At 55.7% G+C, this 22,948-nt stretch carries 27 protein-coding genes and 1 tRNA gene; 19 read left to right on the top strand and 9 right to left on the bottom strand.

Going from position 1 to position 22,948, the window contains the following annotated elements:
• Nucleotides 1-116: 116 nt before the first annotated feature.
• Nucleotides 117-839, bottom strand: coding sequence for a TorF family putative porin (locus HEQ34_RS12505; RefSeq protein ID WP_296200954.1), 723 nt, complete (start codon nucleotides 837-839; stop codon nucleotides 117-119).
• Between the two features lie 452 nt (nucleotides 840-1,291).
• Nucleotides 1,292-1,804, bottom strand: coding sequence for an Lrp/AsnC family transcriptional regulator (locus tag HEQ34_RS12500; RefSeq protein WP_296200952.1), 513 nt, complete (start codon nucleotides 1,802-1,804; stop codon nucleotides 1,292-1,294).
• A gap of 87 nt (nucleotides 1,805-1,891) precedes the next feature.
• Here HEQ34_RS12500 and ald point away from each other — a divergent pair, with 87 nt between their 5' ends.
• Both ald and HEQ34_RS12490 read left to right on the top strand, forming a co-directional pair.
• Nucleotides 1,892-3,019 (top strand): alanine dehydrogenase, encoded by a 1,128-nt coding sequence (gene ald, locus HEQ34_RS12495; protein WP_296200949.1) that lies wholly within the window; start codon nucleotides 1,892-1,894, stop codon nucleotides 3,017-3,019.
• 31 nt (nucleotides 3,020-3,050) lie between these two features.
• Nucleotides 3,051-4,067, top strand: coding sequence for a LacI family DNA-binding transcriptional regulator (locus tag HEQ34_RS12490; RefSeq protein WP_296200946.1), 1,017 nt, complete (start codon nucleotides 3,051-3,053; stop codon nucleotides 4,065-4,067).
• 172 nt (nucleotides 4,068-4,239) lie between these two features.
• Here HEQ34_RS12490 and acs read toward each other — a convergent pair whose 3' ends face one another.
• Both acs and HEQ34_RS12480 read right to left on the bottom strand, forming a co-directional pair.
• Nucleotides 4,240-6,177 (bottom strand): acetate--CoA ligase, encoded by a 1,938-nt coding sequence (acs, locus tag HEQ34_RS12485; protein WP_296200942.1) that lies wholly within the window; start codon nucleotides 6,175-6,177, stop codon nucleotides 4,240-4,242.
• A 241-nt stretch (nucleotides 6,178-6,418) separates the two neighbouring features.
• On the bottom strand, nucleotides 6,419-7,042 hold the full coding sequence (locus HEQ34_RS12480) for a TetR/AcrR family transcriptional regulator (RefSeq protein ID WP_296200977.1): 624 nt from the start codon (nucleotides 7,040-7,042) through the stop codon (nucleotides 6,419-6,421).
• A gap of 93 nt (nucleotides 7,043-7,135) precedes the next feature.
• Between HEQ34_RS12480 and HEQ34_RS12475 the strand changes: the two genes are divergently transcribed.
• Nucleotides 7,136-8,455, top strand: coding sequence for an FAD-dependent oxidoreductase (locus tag HEQ34_RS12475; RefSeq protein WP_296200937.1), 1,320 nt, complete (start codon nucleotides 7,136-7,138; stop codon nucleotides 8,453-8,455).
• Between the two features lie 207 nt (nucleotides 8,456-8,662).
• Here the strand turns inward: HEQ34_RS12475 and HEQ34_RS12470 are convergent.
• Nucleotides 8,663-8,748, bottom strand: a tRNA-Tyr gene (locus HEQ34_RS12470).
• Nucleotides 8,749-8,893: 145 nt separating this feature from the next.
• Between HEQ34_RS12470 and rlmB the strand changes: the two genes are divergently transcribed.
• Nucleotides 8,894-9,655 (top strand): 23S rRNA (guanosine(2251)-2'-O)-methyltransferase RlmB, encoded by a 762-nt coding sequence (rlmB, locus tag HEQ34_RS12465; RefSeq protein ID WP_296200934.1) that lies wholly within the window; start codon nucleotides 8,894-8,896, stop codon nucleotides 9,653-9,655.
• A gap of 5 nt (nucleotides 9,656-9,660) precedes the next feature.
• On the top strand, nucleotides 9,661-10,284 hold the full coding sequence (locus HEQ34_RS12460; RefSeq protein WP_296200932.1) for a DNA-3-methyladenine glycosylase 2 family protein: 624 nt from the start codon (nucleotides 9,661-9,663) through the stop codon (nucleotides 10,282-10,284).
• Here the strand turns inward: HEQ34_RS12460 and HEQ34_RS12455 are convergent.
• A complete protein-coding gene (locus HEQ34_RS12455) occupies nucleotides 10,281-10,790 on the bottom strand; it encodes a hypothetical protein (RefSeq protein WP_296200929.1) in 510 nt (169 codons plus the stop codon). The genes HEQ34_RS12460 and HEQ34_RS12455 overlap by 4 nt on opposite strands.
• Nucleotides 10,791-10,908: 118 nt before the next feature.
• Here HEQ34_RS12455 and HEQ34_RS12450 point away from each other — a divergent pair, with 118 nt between their 5' ends.
• Nucleotides 10,909-11,727 carry an SDR family oxidoreductase gene (locus HEQ34_RS12450; RefSeq protein WP_296200925.1) on the top strand — a complete coding sequence of 273 codons (819 nt, stop codon included), beginning with the start codon at nucleotides 10,909-10,911 and terminating at the stop codon, nucleotides 11,725-11,727.
• A gap of 7 nt (nucleotides 11,728-11,734) precedes the next feature.
• Here the strand turns inward: HEQ34_RS12450 and HEQ34_RS12445 are convergent, their stop codons facing one another.
• Nucleotides 11,735-12,028, bottom strand: a complete 294-nt coding sequence (locus tag HEQ34_RS12445) for a 4a-hydroxytetrahydrobiopterin dehydratase (RefSeq protein WP_296200922.1) — start codon at nucleotides 12,026-12,028, stop codon at nucleotides 11,735-11,737.
• Between the two features lie 49 nt (nucleotides 12,029-12,077).
• Between HEQ34_RS12445 and ccmA the strand changes: the two genes are divergently transcribed.
• Both ccmA and HEQ34_RS12435 read left to right on the top strand, forming a co-directional pair.
• A complete protein-coding gene (gene ccmA / locus HEQ34_RS12440) occupies nucleotides 12,078-12,689 on the top strand; it encodes a heme ABC exporter ATP-binding protein CcmA (protein ID WP_296200919.1) in 612 nt (203 codons plus the stop codon).
• Entirely contained in the window at nucleotides 12,686-13,333 is a 648-nt protein-coding gene (locus tag HEQ34_RS12435; protein ID WP_296200916.1) for a heme exporter protein CcmB, read from the top strand. The genes ccmA and HEQ34_RS12435 overlap by 4 nt, the downstream gene beginning before the upstream one ends.
• A gap of 11 nt (nucleotides 13,334-13,344) precedes the next feature.
• On the opposite strand, the gene HEQ34_RS12430 is transcribed toward HEQ34_RS12435, so the two are convergent.
• Nucleotides 13,345-14,169, bottom strand: a complete 825-nt coding sequence (locus HEQ34_RS12430; protein ID WP_296200914.1) for an SDR family NAD(P)-dependent oxidoreductase — start codon at nucleotides 14,167-14,169, stop codon at nucleotides 13,345-13,347.
• Nucleotides 14,170-14,267: 98 nt separating this feature from the next.
• Between HEQ34_RS12430 and HEQ34_RS12425 the strand changes: the two genes are divergently transcribed.
• From HEQ34_RS12425 to HEQ34_RS12375, 11 genes are all read left to right on the top strand, one after another.
• Entirely contained in the window at nucleotides 14,268-14,843 is a 576-nt protein-coding gene (locus tag HEQ34_RS12425; protein ID WP_296200975.1) for a NifU family protein, read from the top strand.
• A gap of 27 nt (nucleotides 14,844-14,870) precedes the next feature.
• Nucleotides 14,871-15,461, top strand: coding sequence for a malonic semialdehyde reductase (locus HEQ34_RS12420; RefSeq protein ID WP_296200912.1), 591 nt, complete (start codon nucleotides 14,871-14,873; stop codon nucleotides 15,459-15,461).
• Between the two features lie 21 nt (nucleotides 15,462-15,482).
• Nucleotides 15,483-16,091: a tRNA (adenosine(37)-N6)-threonylcarbamoyltransferase complex dimerization subunit type 1 TsaB gene (tsaB, locus tag HEQ34_RS12415; protein WP_296200909.1), complete on the top strand. Its 609-nt coding sequence runs from the start codon at nucleotides 15,483-15,485 to the stop codon at nucleotides 16,089-16,091.
• Nucleotides 16,088-16,543: a GNAT family N-acetyltransferase gene (locus tag HEQ34_RS12410; protein WP_296200906.1), complete on the top strand. Its 456-nt coding sequence runs from the start codon at nucleotides 16,088-16,090 to the stop codon at nucleotides 16,541-16,543. Before tsaB ends, HEQ34_RS12410 begins: the two co-directional genes overlap by 4 nt.
• A 101-nt stretch (nucleotides 16,544-16,644) precedes the next feature.
• Nucleotides 16,645-17,079 carry a MucR family transcriptional regulator gene (locus HEQ34_RS12405; RefSeq protein ID WP_296200903.1) on the top strand — a complete coding sequence of 145 codons (435 nt, stop codon included), beginning with the start codon at nucleotides 16,645-16,647 and terminating at the stop codon, nucleotides 17,077-17,079.
• Between the two features lie 90 nt (nucleotides 17,080-17,169).
• On the top strand, nucleotides 17,170-17,592 hold the full coding sequence (locus HEQ34_RS12400; RefSeq protein WP_296200900.1) for a Fur family transcriptional regulator: 423 nt from the start codon (nucleotides 17,170-17,172) through the stop codon (nucleotides 17,590-17,592).
• The gene (locus HEQ34_RS12395) at nucleotides 17,564-18,364 is read left to right on the top strand and encodes a 1-acyl-sn-glycerol-3-phosphate acyltransferase (protein ID WP_296200897.1); all 801 of its coding nucleotides are present in this window, start codon (nucleotides 17,564-17,566) and stop codon (nucleotides 18,362-18,364) included. The genes HEQ34_RS12400 and HEQ34_RS12395 overlap by 29 nt, the downstream gene beginning before the upstream one ends.
• A gap of 9 nt (nucleotides 18,365-18,373) precedes the next feature.
• Nucleotides 18,374-19,708 (top strand): tRNA (N6-isopentenyl adenosine(37)-C2)-methylthiotransferase MiaB, encoded by a 1,335-nt coding sequence (gene miaB / locus HEQ34_RS12390; RefSeq protein ID WP_296200894.1) that lies wholly within the window; start codon nucleotides 18,374-18,376, stop codon nucleotides 19,706-19,708.
• Nucleotides 19,709-20,704 carry a PhoH family protein gene (locus HEQ34_RS12385; protein ID WP_296200892.1) on the top strand — a complete coding sequence of 332 codons (996 nt, stop codon included), beginning with the start codon at nucleotides 19,709-19,711 and terminating at the stop codon, nucleotides 20,702-20,704.
• Nucleotides 20,697-21,272, top strand: coding sequence for an rRNA maturation RNase YbeY (gene ybeY, locus HEQ34_RS12380; protein WP_296200890.1), 576 nt, complete (start codon nucleotides 20,697-20,699; stop codon nucleotides 21,270-21,272). Before HEQ34_RS12385 ends, ybeY begins: the two co-directional genes overlap by 8 nt.
• A gap of 32 nt (nucleotides 21,273-21,304) precedes the next feature.
• On the top strand, nucleotides 21,305-22,243 hold the full coding sequence (locus HEQ34_RS12375) for a hemolysin family protein (RefSeq protein ID WP_296200887.1): 939 nt from the start codon (nucleotides 21,305-21,307) through the stop codon (nucleotides 22,241-22,243).
• A 135-nt stretch (nucleotides 22,244-22,378) separates the two neighbouring features.
• Here HEQ34_RS12375 and HEQ34_RS12370 read toward each other — a convergent pair.
• Nucleotides 22,379-22,948 (bottom strand): MOSC domain-containing protein (locus tag HEQ34_RS12370; RefSeq protein ID WP_296200885.1); only part of this gene is annotated, 570 nt, incomplete at its 5' end.

The raw sequence follows: 22,948 nt of genomic DNA, 5'->3' as shown, positions 1-22,948 counted from the left end.
TCACCAGTTTTTTGGAATACTGATAAGCGCATGCCGGACTTGAAAGGTCAAGCCCGGCATATGTCTTTTTTACACCAGTCCGCGTTTTTGCAGGGCCGAAAACATTTGAAGCGGAATCAGAAGCCGTAGCTTACCGAGAACACAACGCCAGCCGAGCTATCCTTGGGGGCGAAGATCGTCCGGCGGTTGGTGTCGACATAAGAGGCGCCAAGTGTAAAACCGGAAACAGCGGCGGTCAGGCCAAGTGACCAATCAACTTTTTCGCTACCAGCGGTGAACGCGCCATCTTCTATGCCCATTGATCCGACAATCGAAATGGGGGAATTTGGCAGCGCGATGGTAGCGTTTGTGCCAAAATAGATATTGTCGTCATTGCCAGTATTATCCTGACTTGGGACATAGCTCAATTGCACACCGACGGTTGCCGGGCCAAAGGTTGAACCAAGCTTTCCAGTGAATTCAACATAATTGAGGCCCGAAACACCCGGATAGAGATAATAAGTCGCGCCAATGTCATATGTCATGTCTTCGCCACCGGCAAAACCGGCGTAAAGGTCAACCTCAACATCGTCCCCTGCGTTTTCGGAGAGATTGGAGCCCCAAGCACCGACGTACAGGCCGGATTCGTGCTTTACGGTCAGATATGGCTGGACTGCAAAGTCCTTATCGGAAAGCGAAACGCCGCGGAACCGATAGTCAGATACAACAGCCACGCCGCCCGTCAGGGTGATTGGGCCAGCCGCTTCTTCATCTGCTTCTTGCGCGAAGGCAGGTGCCGACATTGCTATCGCGCTTATAGCGACGCTCATGCTTGCCAGCTTCAAAATGGAATTACGCATAATTTTACCCCTTCTTAGGTACAGTAGATACTAGGCCGATATCCGCGCACTGCGCCGTTATCGGCAGATGCCGTTCTCTTCCCGCTAAATCTATTTGCCCACGCAATGGTCAGATTTATTTTGCCAGAGCTTTATTGTGCAACTGCACACAAACATCAAAGCGTGCGCCAAGCAAGCAATTTTGTGCCAATGCCATTGTCCTTTTTAAGCGATGTGACAAAACAGTCACAGTCACCGTCTGAGACAAGACACTGATATCAGCGAACTAGGGGCAGGACCGGATCAGAATAAAATTGCGACGACCACGACGAGCAAAATCAAACCGCCAATGCTGATACCAACTGTTCTTCCCATGGCAAATCTCCGTTTCCTGACACTGAAACAGGATTATTGCGGACAAGTTCCACAGGAATTCATGACCTCATCGTTTTCTAAGCCATGTTATAGCTGTGTTATGTGTCAAAAAGTCGCGGAGGAACGGCTCGGTTTACCACTTCGCGCAACGCAAATGCGGTTTCGATCCGCGCGACCCGGGGCAAGCGGGCAATTTCCTGCCGGTGGATGATTTCATAATCCTCGATCGATGCGGCACGCACGACCAGCAGATAATCATTCCGCCCGCTCATGAGGTGGCACCGGATGGTCGACGGACTGTTGACAACCGCAGCCTCAAACGCAGCCATCGCCTCCTCGCTTTGGCTGTCGAGGGTGATTGTCACCATCACAGTCGCCCCTAACCCCAATTTGCGTAAGTTCACGTCGGCACGATAGCCGCGCAATATGCCTTCATCTTCCAACGCTTTTTGCCGACGCGCCGCCGCGCTTGGGGATAGTCCAGCGGCATCACCCAGTTCCATCTGAGTCGCGCGGCCATTTGTCACTAACGCACCCAATAATTTACGGTCCGCCCGATCAAGTTGCATATTATTTTCATCCAATACGAGAAATACGACGAATATATGCATCAAATGTCCAGATAAGTCGAATCTTTGCGGAGTTTCGGCATCACGACAATGCTAATCTTTATCAACTTATATTTAGGAGCAAAAATTATGCGTGTTGGCGTCCCGAGCGAAATCAAGGTTCATGAATATCGCGTTGGCCTAACCCCCGGTGCCGTGCGCGAATATGTGGCCGCTGGTCATCAGGTGGTGGTGCAATCAGGCGCGGGCGCAGGCATCATGGCAAATGACGACGCCTATCGCGCCGCCGGGGCAGAAATCGCCGCAACAGCGGAGGAAATTTTCGCGCGTTGCGACATGATCGTTAAGGTCAAGGAGCCTCAACCAAGCGAATGGGTGCAGCTTCGCCCCGGCCAATTGCTCTTCACCTATTTACATCTTGCACCCGATCCAGAGCAAGCAAAGGGCCTGATCGCCAGCGGATGCACCGCCATTGCGTATGAAACCGTGACCGATGATCGTGGCGCCCTACCCCTATTGGCACCCATGAGCGAAGTTGCCGGTCGCCTCGCGATTGAAGCCGCTGGCCAAGCCATGCGCCGCAGCGAAGGTGGCGCAGGCATATTGCTCGGCGGCGTCCCCGGTGTTCCGGCTGGCCGCGTCACGGTATTGGGCGGCGGCGTTGTTGGCACGCATGCGGCACGGATGGCCGTTGGCCTTGGCGCGGAGGTCACCATCGTTGACCGTTCGATCCCGCGCCTGCGCCAACTCGATGAGATGTTCAACGGACGGGTACGCACGCGGTATTCGACGCTTGAAACCATCGACCATGAAATCAGCATTGCCGACGCCGTCATTGGCGCAGTGCTTATTCCGGGTGCAAGCGCTCCACGCCTTGTGACCCGCGAAATGCTGAAGCGGATGAAGCCCGGTGCGGTCTTGGTCGATGTCGCTATTGACCAGGGCGGTTGCTTTGAAACATCGCGCCCCACCACGCATGCCGAACCCACCTATGTCGTTGACGGCATTATTCATTATTGCGTTGCAAACATGCCAGGTGCCGTCCCACAGACCAGCGCGGCCGCGCTCAACAACGCGACCCTGCCTTATGGCCTAGCGCTTGCGCAGAAGGGCGTTGTGGCGCTGGACAGCAGCACAGAAACCGGACGCGGCTTGCTGGCGGGTTTGAACGTGCATCAGGGTAAAGTAACCAGCCAAGCCGTTGCGGAAAGCCTCAACCTTGCATTTGTTGCGCCCGAAACGGCCCTCACTGCGTGACTTGACCGCTTGCCAGTGCTAAACACACTGCATGGGTAAAGAGGGACGAATTACCGCACATCAAATTGCGGCCATGCTTGGGGTATCGCAGCCCACGGTGTCACGTGCCTTGCGCGGGGATAAGAAAGTCAATGAAACCACGCGTGCGCGCATCGTCGCGCTCGCAAACGAACTCAATTACTCGGTTGACCACAACGCCCTTCGCCTGCGCACGCAGCAGACATATTCGATCGCGCTTGTCATCCTGTGTCGGCAGGGTGAAAATAGAGCGCGAATAAACCCTTTTTATCTGTCTTTATTGGGCTGCATTGCGGCATCAGCCGCCGAACGCGGCTATAATCTCATCATCTCATTTCAGGATTCCCCAGCAAATTTCTTTGCCAATTACACCGGCAGCCGACAGGCCGATGGCCTCATCGTCATTGGCAGCGGTCAGAATATCGCAGGTTGGCAGTTTTTCGGCGAATATGCCCGGCACAAAACGCCGATGATCTGCTGGGGCGCCAGCAAAGAAGACCTGATTTCGATCAAAAGCGACAATGTGCAAGGCGCACGACTGGCCATTGACCATTTGTTGCAACAGGGGTGTAAACATATTGCCTATATTGGTCCCACCCATAGCGAGCAGCCCCAGTTTCAGGACCGGCTGACAACCTATATGGCGCACATGTCGGCCAAGGCTATGCAGCCCATTTGCCCACCGCTCCCCGAAAACGCCGTGCGTGAAGACCAAGGCTATGCCGCAGTCCAGGGCCTCATCCGGGACAAAATTGCGTTCGACGGCTTGTTCTGTGCGAATGATTTTATCGCGCTGGGTGCCATGCGCGCGCTGGACGAGCATGATATTGCCGTAGGCAAGGATGTGCGCGTCATCGGGTTTGATGGAATCGCGATGGGCGCTTATGCGCAGCCGCCGCTGACAACAATTGAGCAGGATTATGTTCAAGCAGGCGAAATGCTGGTCAAAGCGTTAATCGCCGCGCTCAAAGGCGAAGCGCCAAGCATCGCCCCTGTACCGGTCAGGCTGCTCACACGCGGAACAGCCTAAAGCTGGGGTGATTTACGCGGCGCGCGCTACCTTCAAGATACATGCTACGAAGCCTTCAGGGTCATCCTCTTAAAAAAATGTCCGCCATGCAAGCTGCGGTGATATCATCCGTCAAAATGCCGAACGCGGCGCATGTGGTCCCGGGTCAATTCTGCGATCAGGATGTTGCCCGTCATGCGGCGGTGGACCTTGATTGCACCAGATTGTCCACGACCGACGGATCCGCGAGGGTGGAGATATCTCCTAAATTAGACACATCCCCCTCGGCAATCTTTCGCAATATCCGGCGCATTATTTTTCCGGACCGCGTTTTCGGCAAAGCTGGGGCAAAATGGATGACATCTGGCGTTGCGATCGGGCCGATTTCATGGCGCACCCATTTGATGAGGTCAGCCCGTATGTCCGCTGACTCCACCTCATGCGCATTGAGCGTAACATAAGCGTAAATGCCCTGCCCTTTAATGTCGTGCGGGAAGCCGACAACCGCCGCCTCAGCGACTTTGGCATGGGCAACGAGAGCGCTTTCGACTTCGGCAGTGCCCATGCGGTGGCCCGAAACATTGATCACGTCGTCAACCCGTCCCGTAATCCAATAATCACCGTCCGCATCTCGCCTACATCCATCGCCAGTGAAATATTTTCCGGGATAGGTCGTGAAATAAGTTTGGAAAAACCGTTCATGATCACCCCACACAGTCCGCATCTGACCCGGCCAGCTATCGACGATACACAAATTGCCATCGGTCGCGCCTTCCAGCAATGTGCCGTCGCCGTCGACAAGCACCGGCTGCACGCCGAACATCGGCTTTGACGCTGCGCCCGGTTTCAACGCGTGCGCGCCCGGTAAAGGTGTCATCATGGTCGCGCCGGTTTCGGTCTGCCAATAGGTGTCCACGATGGGGCAGCGGCCTTCGCCGACGACATGATAATACCATTCCCATGCCTCAGGATTTATCGGTTCCCCGACCGATCCCAGCAAATGCAGCGAACTGCGCGAGGTCTTCTTCACCCACGCATCGCCTTCACGCATGAGTGATCGCAGGGCCGTGGGCGCACCGTAGAAAATATTGACCTGATGGCGGTCAACAATTTGCCAAAACCGGCTGTGGTCGGGATAATTAGGCACCCCTTCAAACATAACGGTCGTCGCACCATTGGCGAGCGGGCCATACACGACATAGCTATGGCCAGTGACCCAGCCAATGTCGGCGGCACACCAATATATTTCGCCCGGCATATAGTTGAACACATAATGATGCGTCATCGCTGCCCATACCAGATACCCGCCGGTTGTGTGCAACACGCCCTTTGGTTTTCCGGTGGACCCCGACGTGTACAATATGAACAGCGGGTCTTCTGCGCCCATGATTTCGGGCGCGCAATCGCTAGGGACACCCATGCGGACATCTTGATACCAGACATCGCGCCCCCCCTGCATGACGATGTCGTTTCCGACATGGCGCACCACAAGGCACGCCTTGACCGACGCGCAATGCGTCAGCGCCGCATCCACATTCTGCTTCAACGGCACCAGCTTCCCGCCACGCATGCCAGCGTCCGCCGTGATGACAATATTGGAATCGCAATCCTGAATCCGCCCCGCAAGCGCTTCAGGCGAAAAGCCGCCAAATACGATAGAATGGATTGCCCCAATGCGCGTGCAGGCGAGCATGGCCATCGCGGCTTCGGGAATCATCGGCATATAGATGGTGATGCGGTCGCCCTTTTGTGCGCCTAAAGCCTTCAAGGCGTTGGCCATCAGGCATACTTCGGCGTGCAGCTCGCCAAAAGTGACCCGCCGTTGCTGCGACGGATCATCGCCTTCCCAGATGATGGCGATGTCATCTTTGCGTTCGGGCAAATGCCGATCAATGCAGTTGGCAGAGACGTTCAACGCGCCACCCTCAAACCATTTGATGCCGAAATCAGCTTCGTGAAAACTGGTATTCTTCACTTTGGTAAATGGTGTCATCCAGTCGAGGCGCTTGGCCTCTTGTCGCCAGAAGCTATCCGGATCACTGACCGATTGGGCATAAGCAGCGTTGTAACCGTCCGCCGTGACAAACGCCTTTTTCTTCCAATCATCCGAAACAGGATAGATTTCCGACATTTTGCCTTCTCCCTAAAATTGCCATGTCTACGTCAGCATAATGCCGCCTGCACCCATCTGCACCCCCGGGTTAAGTCGGGCGACGATAACATCCTCTACACATGGGGCCAGCAAAAGCCGAAGGGGAAAAGGGTCATAGGCAATATGAAATTGGTCACTTGGGTGCGTGCGCGATAGGTGGGACCGAAATTGGGGCATTGGAACACGGCGCTGCGATTCTCCTTTCGACGCCTACACCGCGTCAGCCCAGCCCGCGCAGATAGCCAATAATCAGGGCGTCGAGCTCTGCCAGCCAATCGTCTTTAGCGGCCGGTGGAAGCTTAATAGCCGCCGAGAAGGCCGCATGCGCGGTCGTGATCACAAGTTTGCACACTGTCTCGAGCCGAGTTTGATGGGCGGACGCGATGAAGGGTTGCAGCGCCTGCCGCAGGTTAAGGGCAACTTGGTCATCTTCGCCAAAGGTATAGCCTGTCCCGGCAAAGACACGGTCAGAAGCTTCTGCAAGAACCACATAAGCAGGATTGGCTTCATAAAAGGTCAAAAATGGTTCGAGAAAATCGCGGGCCGCCCGCTCAATTGACCCCGGTGGAACGGCCAGTTGGCGCTGCAGGTTGCTTTGCGCAATCGCTTCAATCTCGGCACCGAATCTTTCCACCAAGGCGGTTAAGAGGGCGGCGCGATTGGGAAAGAATTGGTAGAGCGTGCCGGGCGAGGCGGCTGCCTGCTTGGCAACCATATCCATTTTTAGCCCTTCTGCCCCATGCACCAGAATCAAGTCTGCTGCCGCATCCAAAAGGGTGCCTACGCGGCGATGACCACGGTCTTGGCTGGGTGCTTTGGCTTTAGGCGCAGCGTTAACCGTCATCATTTCAACTCGCAATCAAAACAGCGTTGACAATACAAGATTATTCTCATATTTGCAAACACGAGATTAGTATCATATTTTGGAGAGAGGCCAATGACCGCCATTAATCGCCGCACCCTAATCGGGGGCCTTGCAGCTTCAACCGTGGCTTTTTCGGTCCGTGCCAGCACAGTCACCGATACCGATGTGATCATTATCGGCGCGGGCGTGGCAGGCATATCGGCGGCGCGTCAGCTTAAAGCCGCTGGCGTTCGAACTATCATTTTCGAAGCAAGAGACAGGATCGGTGGTCGCGTTTTGACCGATACCCAAACTTTGGGTCGAGCGTTTGATCGCGGCCCCTATTGGCTGCATAATAAAGCCACCAACCCCTTGGTGCCTTTGGCGCGGGAAGCAGGCATTGGCCTCGTCGAGAGCAGCTTTGAAAATGCCAACATCTTCAATCAAGGCGCACCTATTAACAATCCATCGTGGAAGGACGCGAAAGAGGCGTTTGTAGCCTGGGAAATGCGTCAACTTCTGCCCTTTGCCCGCATCAATGATCGGGCCTTGGGTGCAACCCTTCCCAATCCTACCCCTGCACAGCGCCATGTGGCCAATATCTTTGCCGTGGAAATGGGCGAGGACCCAAGCCTCGTCTCGCTGCAAGGCTATTACAATCTTGAAGCGGGCGAAGACCTAATCCCCACAGGCGGCATGGGGCCTCTCATACTAGGCCTGGCCAATGGGTTGGAAGTTCGCCTGAGCAGCCCCGTTTCGACACTGCGCTGGGATGGTGCACACGGCGTGACCGCTATCGGAAGCTTTGGGCAGGTGACCGCTCGAAAGGTCATCATCACGGTGCCCACCGGCGTTTTGGCGTCTGGTGCAATCCGGTTTGACCCTGCCCTACCTAGCGACAAACAAACCGCCCTTTCCAATTTGCCCATGGGTGCCCTCGAAAAAGTGGCCATGGTTCTGCCCGCGCCCATGCCAGACTTGCCCGAATATGCTCTCTCCAATAGCCATATCCAGCAAGGCCAATACCATGCCCTCTTTGTTGACCCGAGCAAACAGATGATTACGGCCCTGATACCGGGACCTGTATCGCGCGCCCTGCACGGGGAAGGCGCTGCTGCGCTCGAGGCCTTTGCCATGGACCTACTCAAAAACGTGATTGGATCACAGGTGCGCGTGCAAGCATTAAGCTCGACCAATTGGCAGGGTGACCCCCTCGCCTTAGGCTCTTACCCCCACCAGACGGTGGGCCACGCGAATGCGCGGAAGATCTACTCTCAATCAGTTGAAGATCGTCTGTTTTTCGCAGGTGATGGCGGTGATGATTCTCTTGCTGTGACCGTTGGTGGCGCGTGGCGGCAGGGTCAGAAGAACGCCCAAATCATCGCCAGACAACTTGGTGCAAAGCGGCGCTAAGCCACACGCCTCTAAAACAGACACATAAGTTGCGCGTATCTCGAAGCGCAATGGAGTCAGGACCTAATTGGGGGATGTCGCGACGACGCCAACATTATCCACCGTCGTGAGATGCAGAATAGGCGCAAATCACAAAGAGGAAAATAACGGAAGATTTTTAAACACTTTTACAAAGATAAATAAAAGCAAGATGTTAATCTGCGCAATTGGTGGACAGGGCTGGATTCGAACCAGCGTACGGAAAACCGGGCAGATTTACAGTCTGCTGCCTTTAACCACTCGGCCACCTGTCCACATCTTCGTGCGGGGCATCATGTGTTTGCATGAGGGCCGATCCCGCAGAAGAAGCAGCGCAATGGCGAAACGGCCCTTGCCTGTCAATGCCTCAAGTGGGAAAGGGCATCAGAACCTTCTCTTTTTCATGCACAGGTACATATAATGTCTTCACATAAGAGCCACCGACGCCGTGGCGCCGCCGTTACCAGTGGCAATCCCAAATTTTACGGACGGCACGCCGTTTATGCCGCGCTGGACAATCCCGAACGCCGCTTCATCAATTTATGGGGCACGCGGGAGGAAATCGGCAAGATTGTCGTGCCTGATGGCCTGACGGTGCAATATGCCGAAGTGAACGATCTGGCGCGTTTCGTGCCGAAAGACGCGCCGCATCAGGGCCTAGTGCTTGAGGTTGCGCCGCTGGAGGAGGTTTGGCTGACCGATGCACTCGCGTTGCCGAATGACGATAACCGGCCGTTGCTGATTCTCGACCAAGTCACCGATCCGCACAATGTCGGCGCGATATTCCGGACAGCGGCAGCCTTTGACGCGGTGGCTGTTGTGACGCAAGACCGGCACGCGCCTCCCGAATCGGGCGCATTGGCAAAGGCCGCGTCGGGCGGGCTGGAAATTACGCCATGGGTACGGGTGGTGAATCTGGCGCGTGCGCTGGAGGAGATTGCAGAGGCTGGATATTGGCGAATCGGCCTTTCCGGCCATGCAGAGGTGACGCTGGATCAGGCGCTGACACCGGGACGCAATGCACTGGTGCTGGGCGCAGAAGGCGACGGCATGCGGCGCAATATTGAGGAGCATTGCGACCAATTGGCGAAATTGCCGATCAGCGCACAGATGGAGTCGCTCAACGTGTCCAACGCCGCAGCCATCGCCTTATACGCAGCCACCGTCCGCCGCGGCGTATAAGCCGCATGGGCATTCCGACGAAAAAACTGCATGCTGCGCTTGATATGCTGGCCGCGATTGAGCCCGGCATCGCTGAGGCCATCATGGTCACAGGCTATCCTGACGAACGGATAAGTCAGCGGGGATACGCCACCTTGCTGCGCACGATTGTCGGACAACAGGTCAGCGTCGCGGCGGCGGCATCGGTCTGGAACAAGCTAGAGGCCCAACTGGGCGCGGAATGCCCACCCGAACAGTTGCTGGCGCAGGATTTCGATGCGTTGCGGGCCTGCGGCCTTAGTCGGCAGAAACAGGGCTATGCGCGGTCCCTGGCGGAGCTTGTGAGTTCAGGCGCATTGCCGCTCGATGCCCTGCCCGATGATGATGAGGAGGCGATTGCCTATCTTACGCAGGTCAAGGGCATTGGCCGCTGGTCCGCCGAGATATATTTGCTGTTTGCCGAAGGCCGCACCGACATTTGGCCAGCAGGCGACCTTGCGGTGCAAGAGGGCGTTGGTCGCTTGCTAAAGCTTGATGCGCGGCCATCGGAAAAGCAAATCCGCGTCATCGCCGACCGCTGGCGTCCACATCGCGGGGCCGCAGCGATATTCACATGGCATATTTATGCCAAGGGATTTCAGGCAATTTAGGGCTTAAGCCCTTTGTTCAGGCCCATGACCTCGATCAGAAAGGTCTTTGGCTTTTTGAAATAACGGCTTTGTCGGTTCACGCTCAGGCCAAGCAGCGCCGCAGCCTCCATCGCAAAATGCACGCAATTGCGTCGCCCTAAATGGTAACTTTTGCCAGGCAGATTACGCCATTTTTCAACGAAGGCCATAAACCGCATATATTCGGCATCCGATAACTGCACGGAGAAATGCGGCTGGCTAGCTGCGACATAATGCGCGCGCCTCGTTTCGACGATGCCCTTGACTGATCCCATCAATATGGCGGGAGATACGTTGACAGCGGTGAAGCCATAATTGGTGTCAACCGCCTCGCCCGTTGAATCAACCCTGCCTTTCAACCTCACAAAGGCGTGCGGAAAATTTTCGCCGAAATCATGGCTGTAAAAAGTTGCGACCACTTCGGCACGCACGGCCGCGGGAAACTGGCTTAAAATGGCGAAAATCAGAAGTACGCAATAGCGAAACATAGACGCTCCATAGATATTCAAGATGTATCCGCCCATGACCGCGCTTGCAATAAACAGTTGACGTTTTAGGCAAATTGATGTCGCTGACAGCCATGTGAGCACGAGAGGAAGCATCATTATGTCAGCAGCACAAAAAAGCATTTTCATTACAGGCGCCGCGTCCGGTCTTGGCCGCGAAGTCGCGCGGTATTTTGCAAACGTGGGTTGGTTTGTCGGTCTGGCGGACATTGATGAAAAAGGTTTGGACGAAACCGCCGCCTTGTTATCAAAGGGCCAATATTCGCGCCACAAGTTGGATGTCGCCGACCGCGCGCAATGGAAAAAGGCAGTTGCCGAGTTTGCCAAGCACACCAACGGCCATATGACCGTTTTGTTCAACAATGCAGGGATAGGTGCTGGCGGCCCAATCCAGGACATGACCGACGAAGATATTGACCGCATGATCGCGATCAACCTGACTGGCGTGATCAGCGGCACGCGGGCGTGTTTCGACCTGCTGAAGAACACGCCAGACGCATGCGTGCTCTACACCAGTTCTGCTGCGGGTATTTACGGGTCGGCAGGCTTAAGCGTTTATAGCGCCACCAAATTCGCGGTACGTGGGCTTGCCGAAGCGCATGACATTGAATGGCGTCCATACGGCATTAAATCCCGCAGCCTGATGCCCGGATTCATCGATACCAACATCATCGGCAATGTCGACGCCAGTAGCAACATGACGGGCAAGGAAAGACTTCAGTCAGCGGGCGTCGAAGTCAGCCCCGTTTCAATCATTGGCCCTGCGGCGTGGGAAGCCATTCACGGCGACAAGGTGCATACGCCAGTCAACAAACTGGCGAAGCAACTTGCCTTTTTCGCGCGCTGGTTTCCGAACCGTTTGCGCAAGCAATTGGGCCTATTGGGCGAAATTGGCGACATTGTGCATACGAAGCCGTGATTGCAGCCTAAGCCGTAATCGCGTCGATTTTGCCGGCAAGGTCAATATCGCGTTGCGACAGGCCATCCGCATCATGGGTGGTCAGCAAAATTTCGACGCGGTTATATACGTTGAACCATTCGGGATGATGGTCCGCTTTTTCGGCCAAAATCGCGACGCGAGTCATGAAGCCGAATGCCTCGGCAAAGTCGGCAAAGCGCAAAATACGGCGTATACCCTTGGCATCCGCGTCATACGTCCATTGCGGCAGTTGCCGCATTGCGGCATCGCGGACGGCGTCATCCAGTCTTGAAACGTGCATATCCTAAACCTGCTTTTGCAATTGAACGAATATCTGCCTAAGTCGCGATATGTCCTCGCGTCAAGCATCCTTGCCATCGCTTAGCCTTGACAATGTCGCGGTCATGCGCGGCAACCGCATATTGCTGCGCGGTCTATCGGTCGCGGCGCGCGCAGGCGACGTCATCTGGATCAGGGGCGCCAATGGATGTGGGAAATCCAGTTTGCTGCGCCTTGTCGCCGGATTGCTGACGGTGATGTCGGGGACGATCCATTCCGAAGGTCGCATGGCGCTTGCGGACGAAAATATGGCGCTGGATGCCAATGTGACAGTGGAGGCCGCACTCCGCTTTTGGGCAGACCTGGACGGCGCATCCGCCGACGCACGTCACGCGGCCTTAACCGATATGGATTTGCAAAACCTCGTTCATATCCCGGTCCGCTTTCTCTCGACGGGACAACGCAAGCGCGCCAGCATCGCGCGCGTCCTTGCGTCAAATGCAGATATTTGGTTGATGGATGAGCCCTATAATGGCCTCGACAGTGCAAGCTGCGCGCGTCTTGATCAGGCAATTATTGCCCGTGTGGCTTCGGGCGGGATCGTCCTTGTCGCCGCGCATCAGCCGCCCTCCATCAATGTCGCACATAGTTTAATACTCGACAGCCAAGGCGTTGCCATATGAAGGCCTTTATTGCTCTGGTCGCCCGTGAGGTGCGCTTGGCATGGACAGGCGGCGGTCTATGGCTTCCCGTGGTGTTTTATCTCGCCGTGGCCACATTATTCCCCTTTGTGACGGGGCCTGACAAGGCATTGCTCGCGCGGACTGGCGGCGGCATTTTGTGGGTCGCTGCACTGTTGGCGACGCTGCTTCCCATTGAACGGCTGATTTTGCCCGACCGCCAATCCGGCGTGCTGGATCAGCTTGCCCTGCGCGGTTGGTCCGATGAACTTGTCGCAACCGCCAAAATCGCAGGGCAAATAGTCGCTTTCGCTTTGCCACTGCTTTTAGCGACAATATTCGGCTCTGCGCTCATCGGTTTGCCGGAAGCGCAATTGGGCACTTTGCTCCTTGGCCTTGCGCTGGCTTTGCCTGCCTTGTCTGGCCTGTCCGTAATGATCGCGGCACTCACCGCTGGCCTAAGCGGTGCGAGCGCGCTTGGCGGGTTGTTGTTGGTGCCCATCACCATCCCGTTGCTCATCTTCGGCGCAGGTACCCTCGCCGAAGATCCCGGTAACGCGATGCAGTTGCTCGCGGCAACATCGCTGGCGATAACGGCGCTGTCCCCCTTTGCCGCAGGTGCCGCCCTGCGCGCGGGCAGAACTTAGGTTCAGGGTCTCTATTGCGCGGATATTTTCCGAGCATAGCCGTCCGCGACCATCGCCTCAACCATATCAAACAACTTTTCCGGGTCCTGCGCGCGCAACATAGGGATGTTGGCCTCCATCCCCTCGGCGATAACGATTTCGCGTTTGCCAGTCTGCACAGCCTCCCAAATGCGACTTGCGACCTTATCCGGGTCAATACCATTGTCGATCGCCGCGTCACTGATGCCGCGCACGGAGCCATCGGCGTTGAGCGCATTGCGTGAGACATTGGTTTTGACGGAACCGGGCGCGACGACAAGGACATTTACACCCTGCCCCGCCACTTCGCTGCGCAGCGCGTCGGCATAGCCGATCAAGCCATGTTTCGCCGCGCAATACGCCGTGCGCATCGGGATTCCCGCCTTGCCCGCCACGCTGGAGATCATCACAATCTGCCCGCTACCGCGCGCGACCATGTGCGATAGCAAGGCCTGAGTCAGCGCAATGGGCGCGAGCAGGTCGACATCGACAATCCGTTGATAAACCGAAAAATCGGTATCCAATGCTAGCGACCGTTGGGAGATGCCCGCATTGTTGACCAGCACATCGACATGGCCCTGAAACGCGATAGCTTCGGCCGCTTTGCCGGTTAGGCCATCATAATCCACCGTGTCGAATGGCAAAATCAAACAGCGTTCCGCTGCGCCCGTTTCTATTGCAACGCGCCGCAGTTCATCAACATTGCGCCCTGACAATATGGCATATCCGCCGCTGGCAACAAACGCCTTGGCCAAGGCCTCACCAATGCCCGACGATGCCCCTGTGATCCACGCGGTTTTGTTAGGTTGATCTGTCAATTTTGCTCTCCTTATCCCCCCTTTCCGTCAACGTAGGCTTGGCCGCTGTCAAGACATTCTGGCTTGCACTTTGTCGGCGATCGCACCACATGCGGGTTATGCTTATAGAAACCGAACTGACACCCAACCCTTCCACCATCAAATTCCTGCCCGGCCGTGCGGTCATGGACACAGGAACGCGCGACTTTGCTTCGCCCGAAGAGGCCGAAGCCTCTCCCTTGGCGGAAGCACTCTTCGCGCTTGGCGATGTGACAGGCGTGTTTTTCGGGCATTCCTTTATTTCCGTGACGGCAGCATCCGGCGTTGAGTGGGCAAACCTTAAGCCCGACGTGCTTGGCATATTGTTGGACCATTTCAGCGCCAACATGCCTTTGTTCAAACCAGCTACCGCTGGCTTCTCGGTGCCGTCTGGTGAAGCAGACTATCCGTTGGATGACCCTGCCGATGCCGATATCGTCGACCAGATCAAGGATTTGATCGAAACCCGCGTCCGCCCTGCGGTCGCCAATGATGGCGGCGACATCATCTATCGGGGTTTCCAGAAAGGCGTCGTTTTCCTGCAAATGCAGGGTGCGTGTGCAGGGTGCCCTTCTTCGTCCGCCACGCTGAAAAACGGGATCGAACAATTACTGAAGCATTATGTGCCCGAAGTCACAGAAGTACGCGCCGCATAAATATTAAATATTGCGAAAGTAAATATCATGTCAAAAGCTTTGAACGACGTTGCCCTTGATCAGCTTTTTCGTGAAGCGCGCAGTTATAATGGCTATCTGGATATGCCCGTGTCGCCCTTACAGTTGGAACAGATTTGGGACCTGATGAAATTTGGTCCGACATCGGCCAATTGCCTGCCTGCGCGGATCATTTGGTGCAGCAGCGAAGACGCAAAGCAAAAACTTGCCGCTTGCTGCATGCCAAGCAACGGCGAGAAAATCCTTCAGGCACCCGTGACCGCGATTATCGGAATGGACCTCGAATTCTACGAAAATCTGCCCGAATTATTCCCGCATGCCGACGCGCGAAGCTGGTTTGTCGGCAATGATGCGCTGATCGAAAAAACCACCTTCCGCAACAGCAGCTTGCAGGGCGCATATTTCATGCTCGCGGCGCGCGCACTTGGGCTTGATACAGGGCCAATGTCGGGATTCAACAATGCCGCGGTGGACGAGGCATTTTTTGCCGGTACTAAAGTGCAATCAAACTTCATTTGCACCTTGGGCTATGGCGACAAAGCGAGCATTTTCGAACGCAGCCCAAGGCCAGCGTTTGAGCGCTTTAACAGCATCCTCTGATCAAGCGGCCAACGAACGGTCATGCGGACATTGGTCATCGATACAGCGACGCGGGCGTGCTCGGTCGCTTTGTTCGATGACGACCATGTTATCGCGGCGGCGCATGAGGTCATTGGCCGCGGCCATGCCGAACGCTTGCTTCCCCTCATCGCTGCACTGCCCGGCAACGGCAAAGCGGACCAGGTCATGGTCAATGTCGGACCGGGCAGTTTTACAGGTATTCGTGTCGGTGTAGCCGCCGCAAAGGCTTTGGGCCTGGCATGGCACATTGATGTATCTGGTTATGGTTGCCTTGCTTTGGTGGCGGCGATGGGGCGTTCAAAGCTGCCCGAAGCCGCGGCAATAGACGTTGTCATGACTGGCGGCCATGGCGAGTATTTCTTTGAGGCTTTTGATGCGCTTGGGCATTCGCGTGCGCCTGCGCGCTCCGTCCTACCGGCAGATCTGTTTAGCCTTGCCACGGCCACTGTGGTGGCAGGCGACATTGATCCCCAACGTGCCGACCGCCATTGGCTGGAGCTACTACCCGATGCGCGCTATTGGACGCATTTGCGGGCCGACCATCCGCTTGCGGCAACGCCAATCTACGGCAGAGCGCCAGACGCAAAGCCCGCAGTCCTCCCAAAATGATTCGGGTGGTTGATGGCGACGCCGGAGATATTTCGGCCATGATGACAATCATGAACGATGCGTTCGACCCCAGATTTGGCGAAGCATGGACGGCTGCACAATGTCTATCAACTTTGGTGCTCCCCGATTGCCAGTTATTGCTTGCTAAAGACGTTGGAGACGTCTGCGGCTTTGCCATGAGCCGCTGGGTTCTTGACCATCAAGAGTTGTTGATGATTGGCGTCGCGCGGCGACTTCAGGGCCAAAACATCGGAAAACTGTTGTTATCCGAAACAATCCAACGTGCGCGCCAGGGGGGACGAACCAAAATCTTCCTTGAAGTTCGCGATGGTAACAATGCGCATGGTTTTTATCTTAAATCTGGATTTACCCCGATTGGGCGTCGTAAAAATTATTATAAAAATGCCGACGGTATAAGTCCCGATGCAATTACGCTGCTATTGGAACTATAGACGTAACGTCGATGTTTGGCTATTGGTTGACGATGTATCTTTAATCATGTAACCGCTTGTACACTATAAAAAACATAATAACTGGGTCCGGAGTTTGTAAAATGTCACAAGAAAGTAACGACGTCGCAGAACTGTTAATTACGTTAACGGCTGATATTGTCGCAGCGCATGTTAGCAACAACAGTGTTGCCGTGTCGGATGTATCGACTTTAATCTCTAACGTACACGCGGCACTGTCCGGAATTTCCGAACCAGCTATTGTGGTAGAAGCAGCTTTGGAACCAGCCGTTCCTATCCGTAATTCAATAAAGCGCGATTTCATCGTCTGTCTGGACGATGGTAAGAAGCTAAAAATGCTCAAGCGTCACCTTATGACGCATTATGGCATGACGCCGGATGATTATCGTGCGAAGTGGGGATTGCCCGCCGATTATCCAATGGTCGCTCCCGCTTATGCCGAGCAGCGTCGCGAGTTGGCCAAGGCCATTGGCCTTGGACGCGCGCCGGGTTCGGGCCGCAAGAAAAAAGTAAGATAAGCTTTTCGCTTAACCGCAAGAATATAAGGCCGGGACACTCCCGGCCTTTTTCTTTGACGAATCATGGGGCGGCACTAAATGTCTTGTCCAATGGATAGCAAAATTGACATTGAGGCGCTCTGTAACCAACGGGGCTTACGCATAACCGATCAACGGCGCGTCATCGCGCGCGTCATTTCCGATGCGACCGACCATCCCGATGTGGAGGAGCTTTACCGCCGTTCGTCGGCCATTGATCCCAAAATCTCGATTGCCACGGTATATCGCACCGTCCGCTTGTTTGAAGAGGCTGGTATATTGGACCGGCATGATTTCGGCGATGGCCGCGCGCGGTATGAGGCATCGCCCGAGGCGCATCACGACCATTTGATTGATGTCGAAACCGGCAAAGTCGTTGAATTTGTCGACCCTGAGCTTGAGGCATTGCAGAAAATCATTGCGGAACGGCTGGGCTATCGCTTGGTCGACCATCGTATGGAACTTTATGGCGTCGCCATCGACCGCAAGGATTGAACGACGCAACCCGGCGGCTTTTGTCACGGGGCAGTTCTTGTTTTTGACACGGCTGCTGCTGATGGCTGCAAGCCTGTCCTTTAGCTTGCTGTTACACAATGTCTGGCGGATAACCCGCAAACCGTCGCCTTGGCCGCGCTTGTTTTTGCTCTCAATCAGCTGGACCAGCGGCATTGCGACAGCCACCACTGGCACCCGCATACGCAATAATGTGTTCTATGCCGCAAACCACCATAGCTGGATCGATATTCCCATAATGTCTGGCGTTACGGGCTGCACTTTCGTGGCGAATGACGGCATCGAAGGCTGGCCTTTGATTGGCTGGCTGTGCAAAATCAACAACACCATCTTCGTCAATCGCGAAAACCGTGCCAGCGTTAGCAATCAAATTGACGATTTGCGCGCGGCCATGACGGGCGACCAGCCTGTGACCATCTTTCCCGAAGGCACGACGCATGATGGATCGGGGCTTTTGCCGTTCAAACCGTCTTTGTTCGCCGCTTTAGTCCCGCCGCCCGCTGGCATGCTCGTTCAACCTGTCTATCTCAATTATGGCCGCCACACGCCGCGCGTGGCCTGGGTTGGCGACGAAAAAGTGACAGAGAATTTCTGGCGACTTTTGTCTTATCTCAAACCGATAACCGCGACCCTGCATTTTCTGGAGCCATTTGATCCGCTCCATTATCCGGACCGCAAGGCCATTTCTGGCGAAGTGCGGGCGCGAATTGGCGCTGCGATGGAGGGTGGCGGCAACGCGGCGCGCATAGTATAGGCGCACCTTATGAGCATGGATTCCCCAAAAACCTATTCTATCAAAAATTACGGCTGTCAGATGAACGTCTATGATGGCGAGCGCATGGCCGAGATGTTCGAAAGCCAGGGCATGTCGCCTGCGGATGACAAGGCGAATGCCGACCTCGTCGTCCTCAACACATGCCACATTCGCGAAAAGGCATCGGAGAAGGTCTATTCCGAGATTGGCCGCCTGCGCCGCAAGGATGGGACCAGGCCGGTCATTGCCGTAGCTGGCTGCGTCGCGCAAGCCGAGGGCGGCGAGATCAGCCGCCGGGCACCCGAAGTCGACATCGTTGTTGGTCCGCAAGCTTATCACAACTTGCCCGATATATTGGCCGCAGTTGGACGCGGCGAACGTGTGGTTGACCTCGATCTGCCGGGCCTCGACAAATTTGGTAAGCTGCCTGCCCGCCGCAAACAGCCGCCATCGGCGTTTCTGACGGTTCAGGAAGGTTGCGACAAATTCTGCACCTATTGCGTCGTGCCCTACACCAGAGGCGCGGAAATTTCGCGCGGATGGGCCGAGTTGATCGATGAAGCAAAGGCGATAGTCGATGCTGGCGCGCGTGAAATCACGTTGCTTGGCCAGAATGTCAACGCATGGGATGGCGAAGATGACAAGGGCAAGCTGCAAGGCTTAGACGGCCTCATCCGCGCGCTCGACAAGATACCTGAGCTTCGCCGTATCCGATACATGACCAGCCATCCGAACGACATGACCGAAGGGCTGATTGCCGCGCATGGTGATGTTGAAAAACTGATGCCGTTCTTGCACTTGCCCGTGCAATCCGGCTCCAACCGCATCCTAAAAGCCATGAACCGTAGTCACAGCCGCGACAGTTACATGCGCATACTCGACCGCGTTCGGACTGTGCGGCCCGACATCGCCTTTTCCGGTGACTTCATCGTTGGTTTTCCCGGTGAGAGCGATGCCGATTTTGAGGACACATTAAGCCTCGTGCGCGAAGTCGGCCATGCGCAAGCCTATTCCTTCAAATATAGTCCACGCCCCGGCACGCCCGCCGCCGACATGTCCGACCAGATACCGATGGAAATCATGGACGAACGGCTGCAACGGCTTCAGGCGCAGATCGTGGCGGACCAGACTGCGTTCAATGATCGCACGGTCGGGCGCGCCACCGATGTCCTGTTGGAACGGCCCGGAAAATTTGCAGGGCAACTCATCGGCAAATCGCCTTGGCTTCAGTCGGTGCATGTCCTTGCGCCGGACCTTTCAATCGGCGATATCGTTACTGTGAAGATAACCGATTCTGGACCGCTTAGCCTGAAGGGTGAACCAACGATGAGAGCAGCCGCCTGAATGGCAAAAAAAGCCCAAGCGCAAGCCGGTGACTTGTCCCGGCTGGAGATGAGCTTCGACAAACCGCATTTGATTAACGCGGTTTTTGGCGAATTTGACCGCAATCTGGTTACGATTGAAAACCGCCTTGGGGTCTATATCTCGGCCCGTGGAAACCGCGTGCAGATTGAAGGCGAGGCTGGTGCCATTGGCCGCACCCGCGACGTTCTCAACGACATTTATTCCCGCCTATCGCGTGGACAGGAAATCGATACCGAAGCAGTGCAGTCCATCATCGCCATGACCGCTGAACCCACTTTAGAAGGCATTGTCCGCAAGGACGCGGCCGACGCGCCGGGTATCATGATCCGCACGCGCAAGAAGACATTGGTCCCGCGTTCGGCCACACAAATTCCGTATATGGAGGCATTGGCCCGCGACGAGATTATCTTTGCACTTGGGCCAGCGGGCACCGGTAAAACCTATCTAGCGGTGGCGCAGGCCGTGGCCATGTTGATTACCGGCGCGGTGCAACGGCTCATCCTCTCTCGCCCGGCGGTTGAGGCTGGCGAGCGGCTTGGTTTCTTGCCCGGCGATATGAAGGAAAAGGTCGATCCCTATCTGCGGCCGATTTACGATGCCTTGTACGATTGCTTGCCTGCCGAACAGGTCGAGCGGCGGATTGCGTCTGGCGAAATTGAAATCGCGCCCATCGCGTTCATGCGCGGGCGGACTTTGGCCGATGCCTTCATCATTTTGGATGAGGCGCAGAATACAACAGCGGCACAGATGAAGATGTTCCTCACCCGTTTCGGCATGAACAGCCGCATGGTCATTTGCGGAGATCCGCATCAGGTGGATATTCCAGGCGGTGAACGCATGTCCGGCCTGAATGACGCGGTGCAGCGCCTTGACGGTGTCGATGGCATAAGGACCATCCGTTTCAACAGCAGCGATGTTGTGCGCCATCCGCTCGTCGGAAAGATCGTCGACGCTTATGAGGGTGGGCATGATTGATGTCGAACTCGACATGGGCGTGGTTTGGGGCAACAGCGATTTCGGGCAGAGTGAAGTCGAAAAGGCCGTCGATGCAGCAGTCCGCTTTGCAGGCTTGCCGGGATTAGCGGAATATCCATCGCCGGTAGAAGTCAGCATCAAGCTCACCGATAACGCCGAAGTTCGGGCTTTAAACCGCGAATGGCGCGACAAGGATAAGCCGACTAATGTCCTGAGTTTCCCGATGTTGGAAGAGGATGCCTTACAACAGCTCCGTCACCCTAACCTTGCTTCCGGGTCTTACTTCTTATCAGACGCCGAGAAAATTAAGACCCTGAAACAAGTTCAGGGTGACGAACAGGAGATGGAGATGTTGCTCGGCGACATCATCCTTGCCTATGAAACCTGCGCTGCCGAGGCGAAAGAAAAAGACATTCCCGTTGCCCATCACGCGACGCATCTGGTCATCCATGGCATGCTACATTTGCTTGGCCATGACCATATCGAGGATGACGAAGCCGAATTGATGGAGGCGCTTGAGGTAAAAGCGCTTGCATCTATAGGCCTTAACAATCCATATAATGATTAAATCGACCATTAAGAGGCCAGTACGCTTCCATTATGCCTGAGGGTGACAGTTTTAGCGGTTCGAAAACCGCAACCGACGACGATAACGACGGACGAATATGGCAGCGGCTGAAGACCATGTTCTTTGGCCGCGACCACGGGCCGACCTTGCGCGAGCAGCTTGAAGAAGCGATTGCGGAGCATGAGGAAGATAGCGACGACAACGGACAATCGGACGCCGATGGCGACCTGACCGCCGTCGAGCGCACGATGCTGCGCAATTTACTCCATTTCAGCGAGCACCGCGTCGACGACGTCATGGTGCCGCGCAGCGACATTATCGCGATTGAAGAAAGCGCCGGCTTTGCCGATTGCATCGCCGCGTTCGCCGAGCATGGCCACAGCCGCCTGCCCGTTTACCGCGATACGTTGGACAGTATCATCGGCATGATCCACATTAAGGATGTGTTCGCGGTTCTGGCCTCAGATCAGGACCGTCCCCAAAGCCTTGAATCGTTCATTCGCCAACCACGATTCGTGCCGCAAAATATGAGCGTGCTTGCCCTGCTCGACGAAATGCGTCGCACGCGCACGCATTTGGCCATCGTACTGGATGAATATTCGGGAACCGAAGGCTTGGTAACGATTGAAGATTTGGTCGAAGAAATCGTCGGCGAAATCGAAGACGAACATGACGATGAACCCGAATTGCTGTTCACGCAAATGGCCCCCGATATCTGGGAAGCCGACGCGCGCGCGGAACTCGACGATCTGGCCGATGCCATTGACCCGAAGCTGGCGGAAGTGGATGAAGACGTAGATACACTTGGCGGCCTCGCCTTCGTCATCGCCGGCCAAGTCCCCGACATCAGCCAAATGCTGTTGCATGAGGCCAGCGGCTGGACTTTGGAAATATTGGAAGCCGACGAAAAACGCGTTACCCGAATCCGGCTCTACGCCCCTGCGTCCGACCGACCCGACGCAATTGCATAAGCACAGATGAGACCGACCGCATCCGTTTAAATCGTCACCCTGAACCAAGTTCAGGGTGACGGAGTGTGACTTTTCAAAATCACCACCACCCAGACCGTTCGGGTCGAGCGTAGTCGAAATGCCGATCTGTCTATGCTACCCCCTCGTCATCCCCGCCAATTTCGCCGCCCTGGTCCGCCAGCTTTCGGCCAGAGTCTCCAGCGTCGCGAGCGCCCGCAACTGTGATTTGGCCCCTTCTGCGCGATGCCCGCCGCCAATCAAAAGATGAAAGGTTCGGGCAACGGTCCAATCATGCTCTGCCGCGTGCACTTGTTGTATGCTGTCGCCGGGTGCCACTTCGCCTTCTTCAATCACGCGGAAATAGCCACCGCAACGGCCACTGTTTATGACTGCACCTGACAGGCCATGCACACCGAAATGATGATCAAGCTTCCAGCATGGTTGTCGGCCTTGCGCGACTTCGACAATAGCGCGCCCAAGGCGAAACTGATCGCCAATACGCACATTGTCCTCCAGAAGCCCGCACGCGCTGATGTTTTCGCCAAATGCGCCCGCTTGGTCGAGCAGAGGGTGGACAAATTTCTCCGCCGCAAAATGGGCAATCCATCTGGGATAATGTTCCGCGGGATAAAAATGCACCGCCTTGTCCGCGCCGCCGTGCACTATGGGATCGGCGACTTGATCTCCCTCAAAGCCATTCTTGCC

This window comes from Sphingorhabdus sp. (genome assembly GCF_023910635.1).
Classification (GTDB): domain Bacteria; phylum Pseudomonadota; class Alphaproteobacteria; order Sphingomonadales; family Sphingomonadaceae; genus Sphingorhabdus_B.
The sequence above is the reverse complement of the archived record's forward strand: the minus strand, read 5'-3'. Positions and strand labels throughout refer to the sequence as shown.